23 protein-coding genes are annotated in these 24,559 nt (G+C 63.6%); 16 read left to right on the forward strand and 7 right to left on the reverse strand.

All coding sequences use genetic code 11. The features are described from left to right. Positions 1–62 precede the first annotated feature (62 nt). Positions 63–1,001, forward strand: a complete 939-nt coding sequence (locus tag YU3_RS0127700) for a PhnD/SsuA/transferrin family substrate-binding protein (RefSeq protein WP_036259716.1) — start codon at positions 63–65, stop codon at positions 999–1,001. 4 nt (positions 1,002–1,005) lie between these two features. Here the strand turns inward: YU3_RS0127700 and YU3_RS0127705 are convergent, their stop codons facing one another. From YU3_RS0127705 to YU3_RS0127715, 3 genes are all read right to left on the reverse strand, one after another. Next, on the reverse strand, positions 1,006–1,629 hold the full coding sequence (locus tag YU3_RS0127705; RefSeq protein WP_027169272.1) for a TadE/TadG family type IV pilus assembly protein: 624 nt from the start codon (positions 1,627–1,629) through the stop codon (positions 1,006–1,008). Positions 1,630–1,669: 40 nt separating this feature from the next. Then, the gene (locus YU3_RS0127710; protein ID WP_027169273.1) at positions 1,670–2,230 is read right to left on the reverse strand and encodes a TadE/TadG family type IV pilus assembly protein; all 561 of its coding nucleotides are present in this window, start codon (positions 2,228–2,230) and stop codon (positions 1,670–1,672) included. A 171-nt stretch (positions 2,231–2,401) separates the two neighbouring features. Next, the gene (locus tag YU3_RS0127715; protein WP_027169274.1) at positions 2,402–2,821 is read right to left on the reverse strand and encodes a pilus assembly protein N-terminal domain-containing protein; all 420 of its coding nucleotides are present in this window, start codon (positions 2,819–2,821) and stop codon (positions 2,402–2,404) included. Positions 2,822–3,177: 356 nt separating this feature from the next. Here YU3_RS0127715 and YU3_RS0127720 point away from each other — a divergent pair, with 356 nt between their 5' ends. The 9 genes from YU3_RS0127720 (at position 3,178) to YU3_RS0127760 (ending at position 12,469) form a co-directional block, all read left to right on the forward strand. After that, entirely contained in the window at positions 3,178–3,354 is a 177-nt protein-coding gene (locus tag YU3_RS0127720) for a Flp family type IVb pilin (protein ID WP_027169275.1), read from the forward strand. Between the two features lie 161 nt (positions 3,355–3,515). Beyond that, the gene (locus tag YU3_RS0127725) at positions 3,516–4,034 is read left to right on the forward strand and encodes a prepilin peptidase (RefSeq protein ID WP_027169276.1); all 519 of its coding nucleotides are present in this window, start codon (positions 3,516–3,518) and stop codon (positions 4,032–4,034) included. 298 nt (positions 4,035–4,332) lie between these two features. Next, on the forward strand, positions 4,333–5,142 hold the full coding sequence (cpaB, locus tag YU3_RS0127730; RefSeq protein WP_027169277.1) for a Flp pilus assembly protein CpaB: 810 nt from the start codon (positions 4,333–4,335) through the stop codon (positions 5,140–5,142). Further along, positions 5,139–6,665, forward strand: coding sequence for a type II and III secretion system protein family protein (locus YU3_RS0127735; protein ID WP_027169278.1), 1,527 nt, complete (start codon positions 5,139–5,141; stop codon positions 6,663–6,665). Before cpaB ends, YU3_RS0127735 begins: the two co-directional genes overlap by 4 nt. A gap of 14 nt (positions 6,666–6,679) precedes the next feature. Next, the gene (locus YU3_RS0127740; protein WP_027169279.1) at positions 6,680–7,411 is read left to right on the forward strand and encodes a CpaD family pilus assembly protein; all 732 of its coding nucleotides are present in this window, start codon (positions 6,680–6,682) and stop codon (positions 7,409–7,411) included. Positions 7,412–7,456: 45 nt separating this feature from the next. After that, positions 7,457–8,740, forward strand: a complete 1,284-nt coding sequence (locus tag YU3_RS0127745; RefSeq protein WP_027169280.1) for a CpaE family protein — start codon at positions 7,457–7,459, stop codon at positions 8,738–8,740. A gap of 30 nt (positions 8,741–8,770) precedes the next feature. Then, positions 8,771–10,270, forward strand: coding sequence for a CpaF family protein (locus tag YU3_RS0127750; protein WP_027169281.1), 1,500 nt, complete (start codon positions 8,771–8,773; stop codon positions 10,268–10,270). Positions 10,271–10,425: 155 nt separating this feature from the next. Continuing rightward, positions 10,426–11,439, forward strand: coding sequence for a type II secretion system F family protein (locus YU3_RS0127755; RefSeq protein ID WP_027169282.1), 1,014 nt, complete (start codon positions 10,426–10,428; stop codon positions 11,437–11,439). Positions 11,440–11,452: 13 nt separating this feature from the next. Continuing rightward, the gene (locus YU3_RS0127760) at positions 11,453–12,469 is read left to right on the forward strand and encodes a type II secretion system F family protein (protein WP_027169283.1); all 1,017 of its coding nucleotides are present in this window, start codon (positions 11,453–11,455) and stop codon (positions 12,467–12,469) included. 92 nt (positions 12,470–12,561) lie between these two features. Here the strand turns inward: YU3_RS0127760 and YU3_RS0127765 are convergent, their stop codons facing one another. Continuing rightward, positions 12,562–13,389, reverse strand: a complete 828-nt coding sequence (locus YU3_RS0127765; RefSeq protein ID WP_027169284.1) for a tetratricopeptide repeat protein — start codon at positions 13,387–13,389, stop codon at positions 12,562–12,564. 123 nt (positions 13,390–13,512) lie between these two features. Here YU3_RS0127765 and YU3_RS0127770 point away from each other — a divergent pair, with 123 nt between their 5' ends. From YU3_RS0127770 to pdeM, 5 genes are all read left to right on the forward strand, one after another. After that, positions 13,513–14,877, forward strand: a complete 1,365-nt coding sequence (locus YU3_RS0127770) for a leucyl aminopeptidase family protein (RefSeq protein WP_027169285.1) — start codon at positions 13,513–13,515, stop codon at positions 14,875–14,877. Positions 14,878–14,950: 73 nt separating this feature from the next. Continuing rightward, complete coding sequence (locus YU3_RS0127775) at positions 14,951–15,301, forward strand: MarR family winged helix-turn-helix transcriptional regulator (RefSeq protein ID WP_027169286.1); 351 nt, start codon at positions 14,951–14,953, stop codon at positions 15,299–15,301. Positions 15,302–15,362: 61 nt separating this feature from the next. Further along, a complete protein-coding gene (locus YU3_RS0127780; protein ID WP_027169287.1) occupies positions 15,363–16,223 on the forward strand; it encodes an NlpC/P60 family protein in 861 nt (286 codons plus the stop codon). A 235-nt stretch (positions 16,224–16,458) separates the two neighbouring features. Continuing rightward, entirely contained in the window at positions 16,459–18,981 is a 2,523-nt protein-coding gene (locus tag YU3_RS0127785; protein WP_027169288.1) for a ligase-associated DNA damage response DEXH box helicase, read from the forward strand. Positions 18,982–19,005: 24 nt separating this feature from the next. Continuing rightward, entirely contained in the window at positions 19,006–19,722 is a 717-nt protein-coding gene (gene pdeM, locus YU3_RS0127790; RefSeq protein ID WP_027169289.1) for a ligase-associated DNA damage response endonuclease PdeM, read from the forward strand. A 4-nt stretch (positions 19,723–19,726) separates the two neighbouring features. On the opposite strand, the gene YU3_RS0127795 is transcribed toward pdeM, so the two are convergent. Genes YU3_RS0127795 through YU3_RS0127805 form a run of 3 tightly spaced genes read right to left on the reverse strand, consistent with a single transcriptional unit; the run spans position 19,727 to position 24,333 of the window. Beyond that, positions 19,727–20,665, reverse strand: a complete 939-nt coding sequence (locus YU3_RS0127795) for a dimethyl sulfoxide reductase anchor subunit family protein (protein ID WP_027169290.1) — start codon at positions 20,663–20,665, stop codon at positions 19,727–19,729. A 6-nt stretch (positions 20,666–20,671) separates the two neighbouring features. Further along, entirely contained in the window at positions 20,672–21,406 is a 735-nt protein-coding gene (locus tag YU3_RS0127800; protein ID WP_027169291.1) for a 4Fe-4S dicluster domain-containing protein, read from the reverse strand. Further along, entirely contained in the window at positions 21,403–24,333 is a 2,931-nt protein-coding gene (locus YU3_RS0127805; protein ID WP_027169292.1) for a molybdopterin oxidoreductase family protein, read from the reverse strand. The genes YU3_RS0127800 and YU3_RS0127805 overlap by 4 nt, the downstream gene beginning before the upstream one ends. Positions 24,334–24,410: 77 nt before the next feature. Between YU3_RS0127805 and YU3_RS40845 the strand changes: the two genes are divergently transcribed. Then, the gene (locus tag YU3_RS40845; protein WP_156913617.1) at positions 24,411–24,557 is read left to right on the forward strand and encodes a hypothetical protein; all 147 of its coding nucleotides are present in this window, start codon (positions 24,411–24,413) and stop codon (positions 24,555–24,557) included. Positions 24,558–24,559 lie beyond the last annotated feature (2 nt).

Genomic DNA, 24,559 nt, shown 5'->3' on the forward strand with positions numbered 1-24,559 from the left:
AACCGCAACGGCTTCGCGCCATAGTTGCGGCAAGGCGCGGATCCGGCGGGAGCAAAGCAAGTATGGCGAGGCGCGGCAAAACCGCGGCATGGCGGGCCGTGAAGGTGTGCACGGCCGCTCTCGCGGCGTTCGGCGCCGCCTCATGGCCGGCACGCGCCGACTGGCGTGACGACATCGGCACGTTCCGCATCGGCGTCGTTGCCGAGCCGGGCGGCGGCAACACCGTCCCGGGGCTCGCTCGCCTGACGGAGGCCTATGCCAATGCGCTCGGCATGAAGGTCGAGTTCGTGGTTGCGCGCGACTACGCAGCGCTGATCGAAGCGCAGGCGAGCGGACGTGTGCAATACGCGGTCTACTCCGCCCTCGCTTATGCCACGGCTTCGGAGCGCTGCGGCTGTGTCGAACCGCTCGTGGCGCCGGTCGATGCCGACGGCGCCGTCGGCATCCGCTCGATCCTGGTGACACGCGACGGCAAGCTTCCGGATATTGCTTCCTTGGCTTCGCATCGGATCGCGATAGCGCCGGCCGGAAATGTCGGCGGCGCGCTGCTGCCGCTGGCGGCTCTTTCCGCCGAAGGCGTCAAGATCGCGCAGGATGCGCCCTTCCTGGCGCGCGCAGCTTCGGCCACCGCGGCCGAGACGATGCTGAGCGGCGGTGAGGCGGACGGCCTGTTCGGCTGGGAGCCGGCCGATGCAGATGGCCAGTCCGCCCATTTCGACGGCACGGTCGCGCGGCTGGAGGCTGCAGGCATCCCCGGAGCATCGCTTCGGGTGTTATGGACCTCGGGCCTGTTGCGCTACGGCCCGCACGCAGTCCGCAGCGATCTCGATCCGGAGGCAAAGCGACGGCTGACGGTTTTCCTGACCAATCTCAAGTCCCAGACGCCTGATGTATACGATCTGCTGGAAGCGACCCATTCCGGGGGTTTTGCGCCGGCCGCGCAGAACGACTACGCGATGGCTCTGGCGATCGTGCGGCGGGAAACGGCCGGAAAAGAATAGCCTGTCAGCAATCCTTGCAAAGGATCGTCGCAATCCGGCGCGGGCGCAGGTAATAGGTCTCGCTCATGTTTATGTGGCTGAAGGTCGACAGCAATCCGGCCGATTTCTGCTGCGCGTTCCCGTCCCAAGCGATGACCGGTGTATAGCCGAGGTCGCTTTCCACCCGGATCAGGAAGGTGTTGCGGATTCTCAGGGTCGCCGGGACGGTCGTGGTGTCTCCGGACTTGGCATCGACGCTATAGGACTTGCCCACGAGCTTGCGCGACCACAGCACCTTCACTGTCGGCGCGGCTTCATCCGACATCTGTATGCCTGTGATGATGATCGTCGGTAACGAACGGTTGTAGGGCAGAAGCGTTGTACTGCCGATCTTCATCATCGCATCGAGGTCGGCCTTCGCCACCTGCTGCTGCTGTGTGACGAGATCCGCCACCATGCTGCCGATGCGGCTGACTTTCTTGCTGGTCTCGATGGCCTGCGAGGCCTCCATCGTGATGAAATACATGATCAGCAGCACCGGCACGATGAACGCGAACTCGATCGCCGCGACCCCGCTGCGATCGCGGCCAAACCGCCTCGCTCGCGCCACCATGGCCGAAATTCCCCAATGTGCCCCCGCACGGTACATCCTATCCTCCAAGTCGCCGCAGTCTCAGCGTCCAGCAGCGTCAGTTGTCGTCGAATGGTTCGTTCTGCCAGGTCACGGACGCGAAATGCAGCGTGGTGCCATCAGTGAAATTCTGCATCTTGGCCAGGAGATCCGTCATCACCGGCCATTTGTAGAACACCCGCAGCATGTTGATCGATTCGGCCAGCCCGGGCGAAATTGTGGGGGTCTCGTCGCCTCCGTCTTGCGTCAGCACGATGTGGTCGCCGTCTATTCTGAAGCCTGCGGCGGCGGCGTCCGCGAAGCTCGAATATTCGCGCAGATCGACCAGCAGTCCAGGACAGTTCTTGGCCACCATGATCTCCAGCCTGCTGCAGATCAGCTGCTTGACGGAGGCCTCGGTGACGTTCGTCTTCTGCAACTGTCCGGTTCGCAACTGGCGGGCGACATCGTCGGTGACGTTGGCCATCACCTCCTGGCCGGCGAACGAGATGCAGCTCTCAAGGATAGCGAAGACGAGAAGCGCGAACGGGATGGCCAGCATCGCAAATTCCATCGCCGTGCTGCCGCGTCTGTCGCTGAAGAAGCCGGGGCGGGATTTGGCGCGCGCCTTGCTGTCCATGCCATCGCCGGATGTGGCGTCCTTGCTCATTTTGTGTTCCTGCCGATCCCCATAGCGGTACCGACGGCAGGGTTAGCGAAAACCCGTTGAAGTCCGGTTTGGATGATCGTTAAATTCGGCGGGCGAGCCTTAAGCTGTCTTTAACGGCTGCAGGACCGCCCTCGTTGGGGCTCAGTGCGCGGCGCTCATTTCGGATTCGGAAGTCTTCTCGGCCTCGGTCTTGAACGCACTCTCGCAATAGGGCGTGCAGGACATGGTCTGAATGTCGGAGCGCCTGTAGATGCGTACCGAGGAGGCGGCCTGTCGCACGACGGTCACCTGTTCATCGATGATCGGGCTGCCGTCCGTGTCGAGCACGACCAGATTGGTGACACCAAAACCTTTGCCGGTGAGAACGATGGTCGAGGCGTCCTGCACGGAGGCGTCGGCGATCGCCGGATTGCCGATGACGACCGTGTCGGCCGCGCGTGACAATTTGACGATCTTCGCCTGGTTCATGGTTACTTCTATCCCCGCGCCGGCGCTGGCCGGCATGACCAAGGCAGTTGCCAGCAGCGCGGCGACTGGAAACAGCGATCTGGACAAGGTCATTGAAGCGCTCCCGGCGGGCAGATTCTTCAACGGAACATGAACGAGATTGGTGAACCAACGGTTAAACCGAGCCTGCCACGATGGATGATCGGCTTGCGCATGCCTCAGGCATCAATGGTACCCGCTGTTTTAGCAATATTGCACGAGCCGCCGGTTTCCGCTGTTTTCGTGGCGTACCATGTTGGCTGGCAGTGTTTAGGCCACGGTTAACCACGCAACGCGTTCGCCGCCGGAAAGGAATCGGTAAGGCTGTTTATTAAGCCGATTGAAAGGGCTTCTCCCTAGATTTGCAGCATCCGATCAACCGAAAGAGAAGTTGACGGAAGTGCTGTAACACGTGGAGTAGGAGCTCTCGAATGTCTAACCTCATTGCACGCTTCGTGAAGGACGAATCCGGCGCGACCGCCATCGAATACGGTCTGATCGCCGCTCTCATCGCGCTCGCCATCATGATCGGCGCTGGCGCGCTCGGCACCTCGCTGAACGCCAAGTTCCAGAACATTGCCGACACGCTTAACGGCGCCGGCAACTAAAAGCAGGCCAGCCGGGCGATTGATAAGGTCGCGCGTTCGATTGTTAAGGGCCGCCTTGGCGGCCCTTAACTTATTCAGCCAGACGATTTGAGTGGCCGGTCTCATCAATCGTTAATTTGCCGAGCCTAGCCTGGCAGTCGATTCCCCGCGGGTCCACATCCATGCTTGAAGCCGTGATCTTCGTCGTCTTTCCTTTCTGCATGCTGTTTGCTGCGATCTCGGACACGTTGTCGATGACGATCGCCAACCGCGTTCCCGTGCTGCTGGTGGCGACCTTCGCGCTTGTGGCGCCGCTCACCGGTATGGACTGGGCGACCTATGGCTGGCACTTCGCTGCCGGCGCCCTCGTGCTTGCGGTGACGTTCGGTCTCTTTGCACTCGGCGGCATGGGCGGCGGCGACGCCAAGCTTCTTGCCGCGACGGCTCTGTGGATGGGCCTCAACATCAACCTGATCGGCTATCTGCTGACGTCGGCTTTCATCGGCGGCTTGCTGACCATCGCAATCCTGGCTTACCGGAAATCGCCGCTGGCCATGTATACCGGCCACAGCCGATTTCTTCGCTATTTCGCCGACGAGAGCGTGGGCATCCCATACGCTGTCGCGCTTGGCGCGGGAGGGCTGATCACTTTCCCGGATTCGCCGCTGATGGTCTGGGCGCTGGGAAGGCTTGCGACTTGATGGATGTCGCCCAGAAGTGTGCAGCGGTTCTGGGACAACGACATGCATAAAAAAAACACTTAAAAGCGTGTCGCCTGAATCCGCTTCAGCGCGACGCGCTTTAGTCAGGCGGCACCGATGTCGACGATAAAAGGCGGCCTGGCCGCCTTTTTGTTAACGGCGGGGCCGTTCCATCCAATTTGAGTAAACCTTAAATTAATCACGATCGTAAGCATTACATTAACCTTGTTTTGACGATTGGAGCTGCAAAGTCCGGCCTGGCGAGGTGGTTTGCCATGAGGCGAAGGGTTTCGGACGAATGCCAGCATCCCGATTGATTATTCTGGGCGTGGCTGCGGTCGCGGCGGGTGGCGCGGGCTATGTCGCGAAGAACATGGTCGCGCCGGCGCCTCAGGTCATTGTCAATGCGCCAAAGCAGCCGGCGATCGCATTGCAGGATGTGCTGGTGCTTTCCGGCGACGTGCCGATGGGCAGCCAGCTGGCCAACAACATCAGTTGGGAACAATGGCCGGCCGACGGCGTCAATGCCAATTTCATCACGCGCGCCGCTGAACCTGACGCAGTCGAAAAGCTCAAGGGCTCGGTAGCACGCGTCGGTATGTATACCGGCGAGCCGCTGCGGCGCTCCAAGCTTGTCGGCGAGGGGCAGAGCTTCATGTCGTCGATCCTGCCTTCCGGGATGCGCGCTGTCGCCACCGCGATATCGGCCGATACGTCCGCCGGCGGCTTCATCCTGCCCAACGACTTCGTCGACGTCATCATGACCCGCCGCGCCGACACCGGCAACGGCGGCAGCGGCTTCAACACCGAGACGATCCTCAAGAACATCCGCGTCCTGGCCATCGACCAGACCATCCAGGAAGACGAGGAAGGCAAGAAGACCAGGGTCGGCCAGACCGCAACGCTGGAGCTGACGCCGCAGCAGGCCGAGATCATCACCGTGGCGCAGCAGATGGCGGATCGCCTGACGCTGGCGTTGCGTCCGATCACCGACATCCATGAAAAGGTTTCGGACGAAGCCGACTATCTGGTCACCGGCAATGGCCGACGCGGAACGGTGCGTCTGATCAAGTCGGGCGAGGTTTCCGAGGTGGGAGCAAGGAAATGAGGCTAAACGGTAAACTGCTGCCCTTCCTGGCGACTGCTGCGGTCGGCCTGTTCCTGCTCGGCACCAACGCGTTGGGCTTGGCCGAAGCCAGGGCCGCGAGCGCCGGCGTATCGGCTTCCGTCGCCACGCAGCGCGTCAAGCTCGGCCTTAACAAATCCGTGGTCATCGACCTGCCGAGCGACGCCTATGATATCCTTGTCGCCAATCCGGCGGTTGCCGATGCCGTGACCCGCACCGCGCGGCGCATCTACCTGTTCGGCAAGACGGTCGGCGAAACCAACATCTTCGTCTTCGGCCCCAATGGCGAGCAGATCGTCAGCCTGGATCTGGCCGTCGAGCGCGACGTCGCCGGGCTGGAGGACTATCTGAAGCGTTTCATCCCGTCTTCGCAGATCAAGGTCGAGCTTCTCAACGACAACGTCGTCCTGACGGGCATGGTCGACACGCCTCTCGATTCCAAGCGCGCCGTCGACCTGGCAACCATCTTCGTGTCCGGCGGCGAAGCGACGACGGGTCAATATTCGCAGACCGCCGCCGGCGGTTCGGTCAATGGCGGCGTCGACATCAACAATCCCGACCAGGAGCGCCGGACCTCCAAGATCGTCAACCTTCTGCAGATCATCGGCGACGACCAGGTGACGCTCAAGGTGACCGTCGCCGAAGTCAGCCGCTCGGTGATGAAGCAGCTCGGCGTCAACATGCTCGCCAGCGGCGTCAGCAACGGTATTTCCTGGAGCGCACTCAGCGACCCTTACACGGGTCTTGGCAAACCGCTGTCGAACGCGGGCCTCGCTACCAGTTCGTCAGGGTTGCAGTCCTACATCAACGCGATGGAGCAGTCGGGGGTCATGAAGACCTTGGCCGAGCCGACTTTGACCGCCGTGTCCGGGGAAAAGGCGACCTTCAAAGTCGGCGGCGAATACAATATTGTGACTGGTGTTTCCGCCAACGTGTCCACCGACAATCAGACCGGTCTGAAGACCTATTCGATCAACAAGATCGAGTACGGCATCGGCCTGGAATTCCAGCCGGTGGTTCTGTCGCCGGGTCGCATAAGCCTGAAAGTCAGAACCTCGGTTTCCGAACCGACAACCGAAGGATCCGCGTCGGCATCCACGGACAATAGGAGTATCGGCATGAACGCTTTGTCGCTTCGCAAGCGCCTGGCGGATACGACGGTGGAACTGCCATCCGGTGGTTCGATGATGATCGCAGGCCTCGTGCGCGACGATGTCAGGCAGGCTGTCACTGGATTACCCGGCCTGACTAAGATCCCCGTGCTCGGCACGCTGTTCCGCAGCCGCGATTTCGTCCGCAACGAAAGCGAGCTCGTCATCATCATCACGCCCTATCTGTCACGGCCCGTGGCGCGCAACGACCTGGCCAAGCCGGACGACAACTTCAATCCTGCGAGCGACGGCGCCGGCATGTTCCTCGGTAAGGTCAATCGCGTCTACGGCACCATGCAGACCGACAAGCCGGCCGGCCGTTACCACGGCGTCGTCGGCTTCATCTACAAATGAGTGGGAATGCGGATATGTCCAAGTCAGCATCGAAGGTCATGACGGTCCGGGCAGCATCCGGTATCGCAAGGCTCAGTCGGCAGGTGGTCCCGACACTGGCGGTCGCCCTTGCGGCGTCGCTCGCCGGATGCGCCAATCGCGACAGCATCACGGTAGGATCGGTCCCGGATGACTACCGCACGACCCATCCGATCGTTATCGCCGAAAAGAACCAGAAGATGGATCTGCCGGTCGGCGCCGGCGATCGCGGTATGACAGGTGCCCAGCGCGATACGCTGCTCGGCTTTCTCGACGGCTACGACAAAAGCGCCGCGCCGACGCTGACCATCGCCATGCCGGCCGGGTCGGCCAACGAGGCTGCCGCCCGATCGGCCGGCCGCGATTTCGCCAGGCTCGCCATGGCGGCCGGCGTCAAGCGCAACCGGATCGTCTTGACGTCCTATCAGTCGGCTGTGCCGGAAGCGTCCGCCCCGGTGCGCGTCGCCTTCGTCGCGGTGCGGGCCCAGACCGACAAATGCGGGCGTTGGCCCGACGACCTGACGGAGACGTCGGAGAACAAGCACTATGCCGACTTCGGCTGCTCCTATCAGAACAACCTCGCGGCCCAGGTGGCCAATCCCAACGATCTGATCGGGCCGCGCAAGCAGTCCGACATCGACGCCGAAAACCGTGGCGCGGTGATCGACACCTACCGGGCAAGAGGCATCTCGGAAGAGTTCCTCGGCAACTCGGAAGTCACTTACTAAGCCGCGCCGGACGACGAAGAGAGCAGTCACGGAAAGAGCATGACGATGAGCAATCTTGCCTACGACACGCCCGCGGAAACCGGCGACCTTTCGCAGCAGGACATTGCCGCCATGCAGGCGCTGCGTCCGGTGCCGCGCATTTCGATCCAGGCCTTCTGCGAGACCGAAGGCGTCGCCAACCCCGTCGAGCGCGCCGGCGAGGATCGCCGGATGGCCAAGGCCCATCTCAAGGTCCATATGGGCGGCGTGCCGACCGCGATCGAGTTCTACCAGTCCGCGCCGACACCGAACCTGATCCTGCTGGAATCGCGCAGCGAACCGAAGCAGCTGCTCGAACAACTCGCCCAGCTCTCGGAATATTGCGATCCGTCCTCCAAGGTCGTCGTCATCGGCCACTACAACGATGTCGGGCTCTACCGCGAGCTGATCCGGTCGGGCATTTCCGAATATGTCATCGCGCCGGTCTCGATGACCGACATCGTCAGCGTCGTCTCGTCGATCTTCGTCGATCCGGAATCGGAGCCGATCGGCCGCTCGATCGCCTTCATCGGCGCCAAGGGCGGCGTCGGCTCCTCGACCATCGCTCACAATGTCGCCTGGGCAATGTCGTCATTGTTCAAATCCGAAGTCGTCATCGCCGATCTCGATCTCGCCTTCGGCACCGCCAACATCAATTTCGACCAGGACCCGGCGCAAGGCATCGCCGAGGCGGTGTTTTCGCCCGAACGGGTCGACGAGGTTTATCTCGACCGCCTGCTCGCGCAATGCGCCGAACATCTGTCGCTGCTCGCGGCTCCATCCACGCTGGAGCGCGTCTATGATTTCGACGCCGAGGCCTTCTCGCAGATCATCGAGACGGCGCAGCGCAGCGCGCCCCTCTTGGTTCTCGATATGCCTCACGTCTGGACCGGGTGGACGAAGAGCACGCTGATCAAGGCCGACGAGATCGTCATCACGGCCACGCCCGAGCTCGCAAATCTTCGCAACACCAAGAACATGGTGGACATGCTGAAACGGCTGCGTCCAAACGATCCGCCGCCGAAGCTGATCATCAACCAGGCCGGTGTGCCGAAAAGGCCGGAGATCGCGGCTTCCGATTTCGCCGAGCCGCTCGGCATCACGCCGATGGCGGTGATCAACTTCGAACCGTTGTTGTTCGGCAATGCCGCCAACAACGGCCGCATGCTCTCCGAGATGGACGCCAAGAGCCCCATCGTCACCACCATCAACGAGATAGCGCATGTGCTGACCGGACGCAGCGAAATCAAGGCAAGGAAGAAGGCGGGCCTGGGCTCGATCCTCGGCAAGCTCTCGCGCAACAAGAAGTGACGCTGGTTAAGCGGCATCGGGTAGTCGATCATGTTTGGTAAAAGAGGCAAAGACGACGGCAACCGGGCAACGCCCGAATTCCGTCCGCCGGCATCCGCTCCCGCCGCTCCCGGTTCGACGGGGACGATGACGGCCGAGCGGCCGGCCACGCCGGCCTCCAGCGCGCCAGTCGCGCCGCCGGCCCGTCGCCCAGTCGAGCCGCCGCCGATGGCGCCGGAGCCGCCAAGAAAGGTCCAGCGCGAGCGCAGCGAGGCCTACTACGACACCAAGAGCCAGGTTTTTTCCGCGCTCATCGATACGATCGACCTGTCGCAGCTCGCCAAGCTCGATCCCGAGAGCGCGCGCGAGGAAATCCGCGACATCGTCAACGACATCATCGCGATCAAGAACTTCGCCATGTCGATCTCCGAGCAGGAAGAGCTGCTCGAAGACATCTGCAACGACGTTCTGGGCTATGGACCGCTAGAGCCGTTGCTTGCCCGCGACGACATAGCCGACATCATGGTCAATGGCTCCAAGAACGTCTACATCGAAGTCAACGGCAAGGTCGAGCAGACCGGCGTCCGCTTCCGCGACAACCAGCAACTGCTCAACATCTGCCAGCGCATCGTCAGCCAGGTTGGCCGCCGCGTCGATGAATCGAGCCCGATCTGCGACGCGCGCCTTCCCGACGGCTCGCGCGTCAACGTCATCGCCCCGCCGCTCTCGATCGACGGCGCCGCGCTCACCATCCGCAAATTCAAGAAGGATAAGCTGACGCTGGACCAATTGGTCAAGTTCGGCGCCATCTCGCCGCAAGGCGCGGAGGTCCTCAAGATTATAGGGCGTGTCCGCTGCAACATCGTCATCTCGGGCGGTACCGGCTCCGGCAAGACGACGCTGCTCAACTGTCTGACCAACTATATCGACCGCGAGGAGCGCGTCATCACCTGCGAGGATTCGGCGGAACTGCAGCTGCAGCAGCCGCATGTGGTCCGTCTCGAAACCCGGCCGCCCAATCTCGAGGGCGAGGGCGAGGTGACAATGCGCGATCTGGTCAAGAACTGCCTGCGCATGCGGCCGGAGCGGATCATCGTCGGCGAGGTGCGCGGACCGGAAGTGTTCGACCTGCTGCAGGCGATGAACACCGGTCACGACGGCTCGATGGGAACGATCCACTCGAACAGCCCGCGCGAATGCCTCAACCGTATGGAATCGATGATCGCCATGGGCGGCTATTCACTGCCGCAGCGCACGGTGCGCGAGATCATCGTCGGCTCGGTGGACGTGATCATCCAGGCGGCCCGCCTGCGCGACGGCTCGCGTCGTATCACCCACATCACCGAGGTGGTCGGCATGGAAGGCGACGTCGTCATCACCCAGGATCTTGTGCTCTACAACATCAAGGGCGAAGACGCCGGCGGACGGCTGGTCGGCGAGCATGTCTCGACCGGCATCGGCCGCCCGCATTTCTGGGACCGCGCCCGTTATTATGGCGAGGAGCAGCGCCTCGCCAACGCGCTTGAGGCGATGGAGAAACGCGCTGACTGATGCATTTGGAGGTCTGAAGCAATTCCAGGAAAAGTGTGAAGCGGTCGGGTTCGGCGACTTCGCCGTAACTTTCCGTCCGGAATTGCGTCAAAACAGAGAGGTAGAGCGGTTCGCCGTTTCTTTAAAGCGGCCAACCGCCCTGGGGATTCCGGTCGATGTTCGGAATTGACACCACCGTACTAGCGTTCGTCGTGCTCGCCGGCTTCAGCGCCGGCGCGGTGGCCTATGCGTTCCTGTTCTCGCGCATCGACAACGAGAAGCAGAGCGGCAAGCGGCTCCAGACCATCAAGACGGCCGAAACCGACCGGTCCGTGGTGGCGGCCACGCGTGACCGCGCCGCGGAAGCGGTCAAGCGGCGCAAAAGCCTCCAGGATTCGCTCAAGCAGCTCGACGAGAAGCAGAAAACCAACGATCGCAACCTCAAGAAGCCACCGTTGAAGGTCCAGATCCGCCAGGCCGGCATGCAGGTTTCGATCGAGCGTTTCTACATCTACTCCGCTGTCTGTGGCATCGTGCTCACGGCCCTTCTCTTTTTCCTCCGCGCGCCTCTGTGGGCTCTGCCCGGCGCCCTGCTGGTGGGCGGCCTCGGCCTGCCGCGCTGGTTCGTTTCGTTTCGCCGCACACGTCGCGTCAAAGCCTTCCTGGAAGAGTTTCCGAACGCGCTCGACATCATCGTGCGCGCGGTCAAGTCCGGCCTGCCGCTCAACGACGCGATCCGCCTGATCGCCAACGAATCGCCCGAACCGGTCCGTTCAGAGTTCCGCCGCATCGTCGATTCCCAGCAGGTGGGCATGTCGGTTCCCGACGCCGCCCTGCGCATGTCCGAGACCATGCCGTGCAGCGAGGCCGGCTTCTTCGGCATCGTCATCCAGATCCAGTCGCAGGCAGGCGGCAACCTGTCCGAGGCGCTGGGCAACCTTTCGCGCGTCCTGCGCGACCGCAAGAAGATGAAGGCCAAGGTCCAGGCGCTGTCGATGGAAGCCAAGGCATCCGCCGTCATCATCGGCGCCTTGCCTTTCGTCGTCGCCTTCCTCGTCTATCTGTCGAGCCCGAACTACATCATGCCGCTGTTCACTACCAATGTCGGCAACCTGATCCTCGGCTGCGCGGGTGTGTGGATGTCGATCGGCATCCTGGTGATGCGCAAGATGATGAATTTCGAAGTATAGAGGCGCGGATCCAGTGACAGAGCAGGTCGTCAAAACACTCACTGACCCTTCTTTCCTGATCGCGATGCTGGTCGGCATTGCCGTGTTTGCGACCGTCTTCACGCTCATGCCGGCGTTCGGCGGCACGTCGCTCAAGTCGCGCATGAAGAGCGTGGCGCTCGAACGCGACAAATTGCGCGCCGAGCAGCGTGCGCGGCTGGCCAACGAGGCCGACCGCCGTCGCAAGGGCCTGCGCGAGGAACAGTCCATCGGCATGCGCAACATCGTCGATCGCCTCAATCTCAGGCGTGCGCTTGTCGATGAAAGCACGATCCAGAAACTCAAGGTCGCGGGTTTCCGCGGCCAGAACCCGATGACGCGTTTCCTCTTCTTCCGCCTTGTCCTGCCATTCGTCGGTTTTGCGTTGGCGGCCATCTATCTGTTCGTGCTCGGCGGCCTGCCGCAGCAACCGGCTTTCATCAAGCTGTTCGTCTGTGTCGTTGTCGCCTATGGCGGCTTCTACGCGCCGATCCTCTACGTCAACAACCGCGCGGCCAAGCGCAAGCAGTCGATTCAGCTGGCGTGGCCGGACGCGCTCGATCTGATGCTGATCTGCGTCGAATCCGGCATGTCGGTGGAGGCGGCCTTGCGCAGGGTTGCCGACGAAATCGGCTCGCAGTCGGTGCCGCTTGCCGAAGAATTCGTGCTCACCAATGCCGAGCTGTCCTATCTGCAGGATCGCAAGGTCGCCTATGAGAACCTGGCAAGCCGCACCGGCCTGGAATCGGTGAAGTCGGTGTCACAGGCCCTGGTCCAGGCCGAACGCTACGGCACGCCGGTGGCGCACGCGCTGCGCGTGCTCGCCTCGGAAAGCCGCGACATGCGCATGAATGCGGCCGAGAAGAAGGCCGCGGCGCTGCCGCCGAAGCTCACCGTGCCGATGATCCTGTTCTTCCTGCCGGTGCTGTTTGCCATCATCCTGGGCCCGGCCGGCATCCAGGTCAGCCAGCGCGGCATCTTCGGCGACCAGCACAGCTCCTCGAGCCAGTAGGCGAGCCCGTTCGCATCAATCAAAAGCCGCGCGTGGTCCGCGCGGCTTTTTGATTGATGCAGTGGTCGGCGCCTGGCAGCGCCACCCGTCGGTCAGTTCGTGGCGACTTTCGCCTTGTTCTTGTCCTGATCCTTCAGCTGGCTCCAGGCGTTCTGCTGGGCAAGCATCTGGCGTAGATAGGCGACGTTGGCCTGTGCCTGCTCGGCCGAAAGCTCCTGCGAGGCGATCTTCTCAGCCTCGTCGAAGCGGCCCTGCAGGCCCACTACAAGCGCGAGGTTCTGCCGCACGCGGCTGTCGGCGCCGGGCTGTTGCGCGGCTGAGCGCATATAGGTCTCGGCCGTGCGCAGGTCGCCTTCGAGCACATAGGACATGCCGAGATTGGACAGCACCGAAGGCTCGTTAGGCTTGAGTTCCAGCGCCTTCCTGTAGTTCTGCCTAGCTTCGTCTTTCTGCCCCATCTGGTCGAGAATGGCGGCTTCCGCCGACACCAGCTTCCAGTCCGGATATTCGGGCGTCTGCGCGCGGCGCACGGCGTCGAGCGCGGGTTCGAACTGGCCGTTGGCGGCGAGCGCCTTGCCATAGGCGGCAAGTACCTCACGATCCTTGGGGTAGGCGATCGCCAGCTTGCGCATCACGGCCAGCGATTGGTCGGCATCGCCATCCATCTGCAGGGCCGCCGCGAAATTTATCGCTATGCGCTTGTCGCTCGGATTGCGGGCGTAGGATTCACCGAGCCTGGATGTGGCGGCGTGCAATTCGCTGGTCGACATCGTTTCCAGCGGCCTGCTGTTGGAACGCGATATGGAGCCGGTGGTCAATTGGCTGGTGCTACCGCAACCGGCCACGCTGGCTGCCAGTGCCGCCATGAAGGCCGTGCTGATCAGACGCTTGGCTGTAAGGTTCAACGCTTTGATCGGCATCGGCGCCCGGTCTCCATTCCTGTGCGGCCATTGGCTGGCCGTCTTCCCTCCCGCAGAAATATTCTGTTAACCCTAACGGACCGTTAAGAAGCCGACTCGTCGTGTTCGGCCGGAGATCATCGCATGCCTGTCGAACTCGTCGAACAAAAGCCGGAAGCCGCCTTGCCTGTCTATCTGGTAGGCAAGGACACCCTTGAAGCCGCGGCGCTGCCGCCGCCCGCCATCGCCTGGGCAAGGGCCAACGCTTTTTCCGGCGAGGCGGGGCGCACGCTGGTCCTGCCGGGCGAGGGCGGTGGCCTTTCCGGCGCATTGTTCGGTACCGGCGACGGCGAAAGCACACTTGCCCTCGGCGCGCTTGCAAGGGCGCTGCCGGAAGGCGACTGGCATTTTGCTTCCGACTTGCGGCAGCCCGATCTGGCTGCGCTTGCGCTGGTCCTCGGCGGCTATGTCTTCACCCGCTATGGCAAGAAGCCTGGCAAGGCATTGCGTTTTGCGCTTCCGGAAGGCGCAGACGGCGCGCATGTCAGCCGCATCGCCGACAGCGTGTTCCTGACCCGTGACCTCGTCAACACGCCGACCAGCGACCTTGGCCCGGTCGAGCTGGAGGAAGCTGCCCGGAAACTGGCCGCCGCCCATGGCGGCGATATCTCCGTGATCCATGGCGACGATCTTTTGGCGCGGAATTTCCCAATGATCCACGCCGTCGGCCGCGCCTCCACCGGTGCGCCGCGGCTGATCGACATGACCTGGGGAGCGAGCGAAGCGCCGAAGGTGACGCTGGTCGGCAAGGGCGTCTGCTTCGACACCGGCGGCCTCGACATCAAGCCGTCATCGGGCATGCTTTTGATGAAGAAGGACATGGGCGGCGCGGCCAATGTGCTGGGCCTCGCTGCCATGATCATGGCGGCGAAACTGAATGTCCGGTTGCGCGTGCTGATCCCCGCGGTCGAGAATTCGATCGCCGGCAATGCCTTCCGGCCCGGCGACGTGCTGCGCAGCCGCAAGGGCATCACTGTCGAGATCGGCAACACGGATGCCGAGGGGCGGCTGGTCCTGGCCGATGCGCTGGCGCTAGCCGATGAAGAGCAGCCCGCTTTGCTGATCGACATGGCGACCCTGACCGGCGCTGCTCGCGTTGCGCTGGGGCCTGATCTGCCGCCTTTCTACACCGACGACGAGACGCTTGCCGCCGATCTGGCCGCCGCATCTGTTGCGGTCGAGGATCCGCTGTGGCGCATGCCGCTGTGGCGTCCCTACGATGCGAAGCTCTCTTCGAAGATTGCCGACATCAACAACGTCACCGCCGACGGTTTTGCCGGATCGATTACCGCAGCACTTTTCCTCAAGCGCTTCGTCGAGAAGACGCCCAGATGGGCGCATTTCGACATCTTCGCCTGGAACCCGGCCGATCGCCCCTACGGCCTGACCGGCGGCGAGGCGCAAGGCATTCGCGCGCTGGAGCGGATAATTGCTGAGCGATTTGCCTGAGATCAGGAGAGCAGGTCGGCGGAAAAGCCGTCACTGAAACGGAACCGAAACAATTTGCCGGCATGCTTGGCCGATGTCGATCTCGATGCGTCCGAGTCAGGCCTTGCGACTATGGCAGCAGGTGATGCTGGCTCAGGTGCGCGACGGCGCGCCCGATCTCACCATGCGCCAGACGACGATCCTGTTCACCATCTATCTCGATCCGCCGCCGCATACGGTGCGCGGGCTGGCCGCCAAGCTAAACGTCACCAAGCCGGTGATCACCCGCGCCCTCGATACGATGGGCGCGCTGAAGCTGGTCTCGCGCCATCGCGACGAGCTCGACAAGCGCAACGTGCTGATCCGGCGCACGGTGGAAGGCGCGCTCTTTGTCGAGCGCTTCGGCGATGGTATCGTCGCCAGGGCGCATGACCTGCCCATCTGACCTCATCGCCACCTTCGTTGCTGCCATCTGACCTTCGTTGCTGAATGACTGGATTATCGATTTGACCGCCAGGGATGCCCGCCTTCATGCCTTCCGCTCCGACCTTGCCGATGCAAGGCTGAAAGGCGAGGTCGCCGCCGACCGCTTCGTCACCGGCCGTCCGGCGCGGATCATGGCGTCGGTCGCCGACCTGCGCAAGGCGCCGCGCCCCGATGCGGGCGTGAACACGCAGGCGCTGTTTGGCGACGACGTGCTCGTCTTCGAGGATGCCGAAGGCTGGGCCTGGGTGCAGGCGGAGCGCGACGGCTATGTCGGCTACGTGGCCGACAATCTCCTTGGTCGGCGCGAACATGCGCCCACGCACATCGTTTGCGTGCCGCGCACCTTCCTCTACCCGGGACCGGATCTGCGCTTTCCGATAGGTGGGCAGCTGTCGATGGGCTCGACCGTCGCGGTGATCGGCTCGGCTGACACGCGCGGCACGCACTATGCGTTGCTGCCCTCCGGCGAGGCGATCATCGCCGGCCATTTGCGGCCGATCGGCGAACTGGCCGAGGATTACGCCACCGTCGCGGAGAGCTTCCTGGGTACACCGTATCTCTGGGGCGGTGTCTCCGGCTTCGGCATCGACTGCTCCGGCCTCGTGCAATTGTCGATGCGCATGACCGACAGGCAAGTGCTGCGCGACTCCGACATGCAGGCGGCATCGATCGGCACGCCAATCGAGCCGGGTCCCGATTATTCCGGCCTTCGGCGCGGCGACCTCGTCTTCTGGAAAGGCCACGTCGCGATCATGACCGACGCCCGCGACATGATCCACGCCAATGGCCACACCATGCTGGTGTCGCGCGAGGGGCTGAAAGAGGCGGTCGAGCGCATCGGCTATCTCTATGGCGGCCCGACGGGGTTCAGGAGGCCATGATGATCTTTCCTTCTCACCGTTTCACGGGGAGAAGGTGCCCGAAGGGCGGATGAGGGGCAGCGCGACCCTGCGGTAGTTTGCGCCGATAGCCGACCTAATGAATAGCTGGCGCTGTCCCTCACCTGCCTGCCGGCATCCTCTCCCCGTATAGTGACGGGGAGAGGGGCGCTCTCTTCGATCCCCTTTTGTTCCGATTTTTCTTGGCGATTGTTCGCCGTCGCGCTACCTCTTGCGTGTGACCGAGCAGCCGCGCCTTGCCGAACAGAATGCCGCCGTCCTGTTGCCTGAGCCGTTCGTCAAGTGGTTCGGCGAAAAGGGCTGGTCGCCGCGCGTCCATCAACTCGAGCTGCTGGCGAAGGCTCAACGTGGGCAATCGGTGCTGCTGATCGCGCCGACCGGCGCCGGCAAGACGCTGGCCGGCTTCCTGCCGTCGCTGACCGAACTCGCCAACCGGCCGCGCCGCAAGCCCGGCCAGGCCCATCGCGGCATCCACACGCTCTACATCTCGCCGCTCAAGGCATTGGCCGTCGACATCGAGCGCAATCTCGGCAAGCCGGTCGAGGAGATCGGACTGCCCGTCACCATCGAGACGCGCACTGGCGACACGCCGTCGCACAAGCGCCAGCGGCAGAAATTGGTGCCGCCCGACGTCCTGCTCACCACGCCCGAGCAGCTTGCGCTGCTGATCGCCGGCAACGACGCGAAGCGCTTCTTCGAGGACCTGCGCTACGTCGTTCTCGACGAGCTGCATTCGCTCGTCACTTCGAAGCGTGGACACTTGCTGGCGCTCGGCCTGGCGCGATTGCGTTCCTTTGTCCCCGGGTTGCAGACCATAGGCCTGTCGGCAACCGTGGCCGAGCCAGACGAATTACGGCGCTGGCTGGTCGCGCAAAATCCACCCGGCGAGATGGCCGGGCTGATCACGGTCGCCGGCGGCGCCAAGCCCGATATCTCGATCCTCGACTCGCGTGAGCGCGTGCCGTGGTCGGGACATTCGGCCCGCTACGCCATTCCCGAAATCTACGAGGCGATCAAAGAGCACCGCACGACGCTTCTCTTCGTCAACACCCGCAGCCAGGCCGAGCTTTTGTTCCAGGAGCTTTGGCGGGCGAACGAAGACTCCCTTCCCATAGCACTCCACCATGGCTCGCTCGACGTCGGCCAGCGCCGCCGCGTCGAGAAGGCGATGGCCGACAACGCGCTGCGCGCCATCGTCGCCACCTCGACGCTCGATCTCGGCATCGACTGGGGCGATGTCGATCTGGTGGTGCATGTCGGCGCGCCGAAGGGTGCCAGCCGCCTGGCGCAGCGCATCGGCCGCGCCAACCACCGCATGGACGAGCCGTCGAAGGCGATCCTGATCCCGGCCAACCGCTTCGAAGTGCTGGAATGCCGCGCCGCGCTCGACGCCAACTATCTCGGCGCGCAGGACACGCCGCCTTTGATCAAGGGCGCGCTCGACGTGCTGTCGCAGCACGTGCTGGGCGTCGCCTGCGGCGGACCGTTCGATGCCGATCGCCTGTTCGAGGAAGTGCGCAGTGCTGCCCCTTATGCGGCGCTGGAGCGCGAGACCTTCGATCGCGTCATCGATTTCGTCGCCACCGGCGGCTACGCGCTGAAGAACTACGAGCGCTATGCTCGCATCCGCCGCAACACGGACGGGCTCTGGCGCGTCTCGCACCCCAGGGTCGCTCAGCAATACCGGCTGAATGTCGGCACCATCGTCGAAATGCCGGAACTCAATATCCGCTATGTCCGGCAGGGCCGTGGCATGGCCGGCCGAGGCGGGCCGGTGCTCGGCAAGATCGAGGAGTATTTCGCCGAGACGCTGCGTCCGGGCGACAATTTCCTGTTCGCCGGCAAGGTGCTGCGCTTCGAAGGTATCCGCGAGAACGAGTGCGTCGTCTCCAACGGCGCCGGCGCCAACATCATCGTGCCGTCCTATGCCGGCGGCAAATTCCCGCTATCGACCTATCTCGCCGAACAGGTGCGCGGCATGCTGGCCGACAGCGACCGCTGGAAGCTCTTGCCCGAACAGGTGGCCGACTGGCTTCGGATCCAGCAAGAAAAGTCGGTGCTGCCGAAGCGCGGCGACCTTCTGGTCGAGACCTTTCCGCGCGGCAACCGCCATTACATGGTCGCCTATCCCTTCGAAGGACGGCTGGCGCACCAGACGCTGGGCATGCTTTTGACTCGCCGGCTGGAGCGCGCGCATGCGAGGCCGCTCGGCTTCGTCGCCACAGATTACTCGCTGGCGGTGTGGGCGCTGGACGATATGGCGACGCTTTTCAAGGCCAAGAAGCCGTCTCTTGGTCAGCTCTTCGATGAAGATATGCTGGGCGACGATCTCGAGGCCTGGTTGAACGACAGCTGGATGCTGAAGCGCACTTTCCGCACCTGCGCCGTCATCGCCGGGCTGATCGAGAAGCGCTTTCCTGGGCAGGAAAAGAGCGGCCGCCAGGTGACGGTCTCGGCGGACCTGATCTACGACGTGCTGCGCAGCCATGAACCGGACCATATCCTGCTGCAGGCAACGCGCACCGACGCCTCGGCCGGATTGCTCGATGTCAGCAGACTTGGCGAGATGCTCTCGCGTGTGCGCGGTCGAATCGTGCATAAGCATCTCGACCAGATCTCGCCGCTGGCGGTGCCGGTGATGCTGGAGATCGGCAAGGAATCGGTCAATGGCGGCGCCAACGACACGCTGTTGATGGAAGCCGCCGACCTGGTCGAGGAAGCCATGGGCGGCCGGGCATGACGAGTTGAGAGAGGTCAGGAGGGGATGAATTTTTCGCTGTCGCGCGCAACGCTGATCGCCGAGGCCGATCTTGTCGGCATCGCCGGCGAGCGCGCGGTCTGCGACCGGCGCGGCGTTCTCTATTTCCCCGATCTGCGGCTGCTCTGCGTCTCCGATCTGCATCTCGAAAAGGGCTCGTCCTTCGCCAGGCGCGGCGCGCTGATCCCGCCCTATGACACCGGCGCAACCTTACTTCAGCTTCAGGCGGTGATCGCCGACTATCAGCCGCGGATCGTCGTCAGCCTCGGCGATTCCTTTCATGACGGCGGCGGTGCCGAGCGCATGCATCTGAGCTTCAGGGAGCGGCTGGAGGCGATGATGGCCGGCCGAGACTGGTTCTGGGTCGCCGGCAACCATGACCCGGAAGCGCCCGCCGACCTGCCGGGCGAGACGGTGCGGGAACTCGCCATCGGCGCGCTGGCCTTCCGGCACGAGCCGTCGAAGACGCGGGTCGAGGGCGAGATATCGGGCCATCTCCACCCCTGCGCGCGCATCGTCCAGCGCGGCCGCTCGGTCAGGCGGCGATGCTTCGCCGGCGATGGCGGCCGCATGATAATGCCGGCCTTCGGCGCCTATACCGGCTCGCTTAACGTGCTCGACCGCGCCTATGCCGGCCTGTTCCGCCTGGAAACGCTCGTAGCCTATATGCTCGGCGCCGAGCGGATCTTCGCCATTTCAGGGTCGATGCTGCGGCCCGGCTGAGACGCTACTCCAGTCCATAGTAGAGCCTGATCGTATGCTTCGCCTCGGCGAAGAACAGCCAGCGCTCCACCAGCATGCCGGCAAGCTGCGCGATGGCTGCAAGCACGGATGCGATTGCGCCGAGCGGCGATGGCAGGACGAACACGGTGGCCAGCAGGACAGCGGGTGCTGCGAATGCCAGCGCCTGTGTGATCTGCCTAAGCTTGGCACTGTGCTTGCGCGCGATGCGGAATCCCATTTCCTTGAGCAGGTAATTTTCTTCCGTGTGCGGCCATTCGATCGAGCGCACGGTGCCGCCGACGAGACCTGTCGCCGTGTTGGCGGTGGTCGGGATTTCCAGCCGGTCATTGTAGCGCCAGGTCGCAAGCTTCCAGCCCCACCCGGCGAGCGTGGCGAGCAGGGCCCAGGTCAGCATCGCAGTCGAACCCAGCTTGAACTCCTGAAGCACAGCGTTGCCAAGAACGCTTCCCGTCATCGCTGAAAAGATAAGATAAGCCGGCAAAGTGTAGCGGCTGTGCCATTGCGCGATCGGCTTCAGCGATGCGTAGATCATGCCGGTCGTGCAGATTGTCACGACCGCGCCTGCCGCCGTCAGCAGGCCGGCAACCGCGACCCAACCGCCGCTGCGGCCGAGAAACACCCAGCCGATGCTGAACAGCCCGGCGGGAATGAAGGTCGCGACCGAGGCCACGCCTTCGCGCGACAGCCAGGAGCTGCGCCATTGCGAGAAGGCGCGCCAGGCGCGCTCGGGGCGGCCGAGATGACCGGTGGACGAAAGCAGGCCGGCGACGATTAGGCCGAGAGCAAGCGCCATGCCGACGAGACCAAGCCAGAAATCGGCCGGGATCACACCAAACCCGCCAAGCAGGCCGAGTAGCGCCAAAAGACCGTAGCCGGCCCCGGTGGCGGTGGTGAAGAAGACGACGGAGAAAGCTGGATGCATGATCGGCTAGTTCGAAAGCATGCGGTCGATCCAGCCGAGGAAACCGCCCTCGGCCCGGATCGGCTCCAGCGCCGGCGCGTCCACCTTCGCCGCGCGATTGCTGTGGGCACGCGGCGGCAAATATCTGTTGGTCGGCTTGTAGCCGAGCTCCGGCATCAGGGCGACGCCGCCACGTTCCTCGACAAGCTGCGAGATCGCCGAAGCTGGATCGCCGAGATCACCGAAATGCCGGGCGCTTGTCGGGCAGGCGGCGACGCAGGCCGGCACGCGATCTTCCTCGGCCAGATTGTCGTTGTAGATGCGGTCGATGCAGAGCGTGCATTTCTTCATCACGCCGACATCCGTATCGAACTCCCGCGCGCCATAGGGGCAGGCCCAGCTGCACAGCTTGCAGCCGATGCACTTGTCCTCGTCGACCAGCACGATGCCGTCCGAGGCGCGCTTGTAGGAGGCGCCGGTCGGGCAGACGGTGACGCAGGCAGGCTGCTCGCAATGCAGGCACGAGCGCGGGAAGTTCACCGTGCGGCCGCCGAGTTCCGTCGTGTGCTCGTAAGCGTGCACGCGGTTGAACCAGACGCCATCGACATGCCCGCCATAGGGGTCGATGTCGGTCAACGGCGCCATATGGCCGCCGGTGTTCCATTCCTTGCAGGCTGTAACGCAGGCCTGGCAGCCGACGCAGGTGTCGAGGTCGATGACGAGGCCGAGTTTCTTATCAGTCCGGGCGGGAAGGCAGGTCATTCGGCGGCTTCCCTCTTCATGCGGAACGCGGCGCCGAAGCTGAGCTTGTCGGGCGCGGCCTCGACATTTGGCGGCTGTTGGAAACGTTCGAATTGCGGCTCGGTGAAGCCGGCTTCCTCGGCCGCGCATTTGACGATCCGCGCGCGCACGTCGAACCATGCCGCCTGTCCGGTCACGGGATCGGAATTCGAATAGCGCTTGCCGTTGGCGTCCGCCGCTGTCTGGTCGCCGATGATGTGGTTCAGCAGGAAGCCGCGATTGCTCTCCGCCGCATCATCCTTCAGCCCCCAGCTGCCCCGCCGCTTGCCGATCGCATTCCAGGTCCAGACCGTGTCGGGGTTCACCCCGTCGATCAGCTTGATCTGGCCCTTGACCCGGCCGTTGATGCTTTCGATCCACACCCAATCGTCGTCGGCAAGGGCAAGCTTGGCTGCGGTCTGGTGGTGCACGAACAGCCGGTTCTGGCTGGTGATCTGCCTCAGCCACGCATTCTGCGAGCCCCAGGAATGATACATATGCATCGGCCGCTGCGTCAGCGCATGCAGCGGGTATTTGTCGAGGTCGACGGTGTCATCCTCGAAGGGCGCATACCAGAAGGGCAGCGGGTCCATATAGGCCTCGATGCGGCTGCGCTCGGCATCGGGCGGCTGGACATCTCCATGGCCCCGCGCGGCAAGCCTGAACCGCTGCATCGGCTCCGAGTAGAGTTGGAAAACGATGGGCTCCGCCTTGGGGATGAAGCCCATCTCGACGGCGAAGTCGAGATAGGCGCGGTTGCCCATCTTGTAATAGCGCTGGTCGTCGGAAAAATCGTGGTGCCAGAAGCCGCCATTGTCGATGTAGCGCTGCAACTGGTCCGGATTGACCTCGCCCCTGCCGATCGAGCCCCCGCCCTTGCCGCGCCAGCCGGCAAGTGGGCCGATGCCGGGCATGCGCTCGTGATTGACGATGTAATCGGCATAGTCGCGATATTTCGGCGAGCCATCCTTCTCGACGAAGCCGGGCAATCCGAGCCGCGCGCCGAGCTCGATCAGCACCGACTGGAAGGGCCGCACATCGCGGTCCGGCTGCACCACGGGATGGCGAATGGCGTCGCCCGGCCCGTCCGCATGGCTGATCGGCCGGTCGAGCAGACTGATGCAGTCATGCCGCTCGAGATAGGTGGTGTCGGGCAGCACCAGATCGGCGAAAGCCACCGTCTCGGAATAATAGGCGTCGGAATAGATGATGAAGGGGATCTTGTAGGCACCCGCCTCATCCTTGTCGGTCAGCATGGCCATCGTCTCGACGGTATTCATCGAAGAGTTCCATGCCATGTTCGACATGTACATCATCAGCGTGTCGATCGGATAAGGATCGCCGGCCCAGGCGTTGCGGATGACGCTGTGCATCAGCCCGTGCGCGGCGAGGGGCGCTTCCCAGGAATAGGCCTTGTCGATGCGCGTGGGCCGGCCGGCCTCGTCGACGAGAAGATCATCCGGGCCGCAGACGAAGCCGAGCGGCATGCCGTCCAGCGGCGTCATCGGGCGGACATCCTTGCCGGCGGGCTTCGGTCCAGGCGGCGCCGATCGCGGGTAGGGCGGCTTGAAACGGAAACCGCCGGGCACATCGACGGTACCGAGCAGCACTTGCAACAGGTGGATGGCACGGCAGGTGTGAAAGCCGTTGGAATGGGCGGAGATGCCGCGCATGGCATGCATCGAGACAGGCCGGCCCTTGATCGTCTCGTGCCGCCGGCCTGCCCAGTCGGTCCAGGCGACCGGCAGTTCGACCGTCTGCTCGAAGGCGACATGCGCCAGTTCCGCCGCGATGCGCCGGATCGTTCCGGCGTCGACGCCACAGCGCTCCGCCACGGCATCCGGCGAATAGGTCTCGCCGAGATAGCGCTCGGCGATGATCTGGAAGACAGGCACGCAGCGCTGTCCGCCGACGTCATAGCTGCCGGTCAGCGCCGGCTTTGCTTCGGGGTCGGCCGCGCTGACCGGCCGTTTCGCCACCCTGTCCCAGGCAAGCGGATTGCCATCGGCGTCGCGAACGAACAGCCCGTCATCGGCGGTCCCAGGCTCCTGCACGACCAGCACCGGCGCGTTGGTGTAGCGCAGCAGATAGTCGAGATCGACGCGGCCGGCCTTCAGCAATTCATGGACGAGCGCCAGCACGAACAGTCCGTCCGTGCCCGGCCTGATGCCGATCCAGTCGTCGGCGATCGCATTGTAGCCCGTGCGGCAGGGATTGATCGAAACCACCTTGGCGCCGCGCGCCTTCAGCTTGCCGAGACCGATCTTGATCGGGTTGGAATCATGGTCCTCGGCGACGCCGAACAGCATGAAGTACTTCGTGTTGTCCCAGTCGGGCTCGCCGAACTCCCAAAACGAGCCGCCGATCGTGTAGAGCCCGCCCGCCGCCATGTTGACCGAGCAGAAGCCGCCATGGGCAGCGAAGTTCGGCGTGCCGAACTGGCCTGCCCACCAGCCGGTCAGCGATTGCGACTGGTCGCGTCCGGTGAAGAAGGCGAGTTTCCTCGGGTCGGCGCTGCGGATCGCAGAAAGCCGATCGGTGGCGATGGTCAGCGCCTCGTCCCACTCGATCTCGCGGAACTCGCCCGCGCCGCGCGGTCCCGTCCTCAGCAGCGGTTTCTTGAGCCGCGCCGGGCTGTAATGCTGCATGATGCCGGCGCTGCCCTTGCCGCAGATCACGCCGCGGTTCACCGGATGGTCCTTGTTGCCGTCGATGTAGCGGACCTTGCCGTCCTTGATATGGACGTCGATGCCGCAGCGGCAGGCGCACATATAGCAGGTGGTCTTGGCGATGCGGTCGGAGACCGATGGCGAGGTCTCGACGCCGTCGCCTTCATTCGGTGCGTGTGTGTCGGCCAGCGGCCGCTGCGAAGGTGCGCAATTGGCGGCGCGCGGCGCAGTTTTGCTCATGATCCGCGAACGCTCTTGCCGCTCGCCATCCTGGCCTTCGTCTTAGGTCCCGGGCCGCGCATATAGTGGAGCTCGGGATGGTAGCGCTCGCCGGCGAGCTGCCGCTTCAGCCGGCGGCTCCAATGCGCAAAAAGGGATTTGAAGCGCCCCACCATTTCCAACTCTTGGCGTATCGCGGCCAATTTTTTCCAACTTCAGGCAAAAACTTAGAACAAAGCAATTGATC

The organism is Mesorhizobium sp. WSM3224, from assembly GCF_000427725.1.
Taxonomy (GTDB): domain Bacteria; phylum Pseudomonadota; class Alphaproteobacteria; order Rhizobiales; family Rhizobiaceae; genus Mesorhizobium.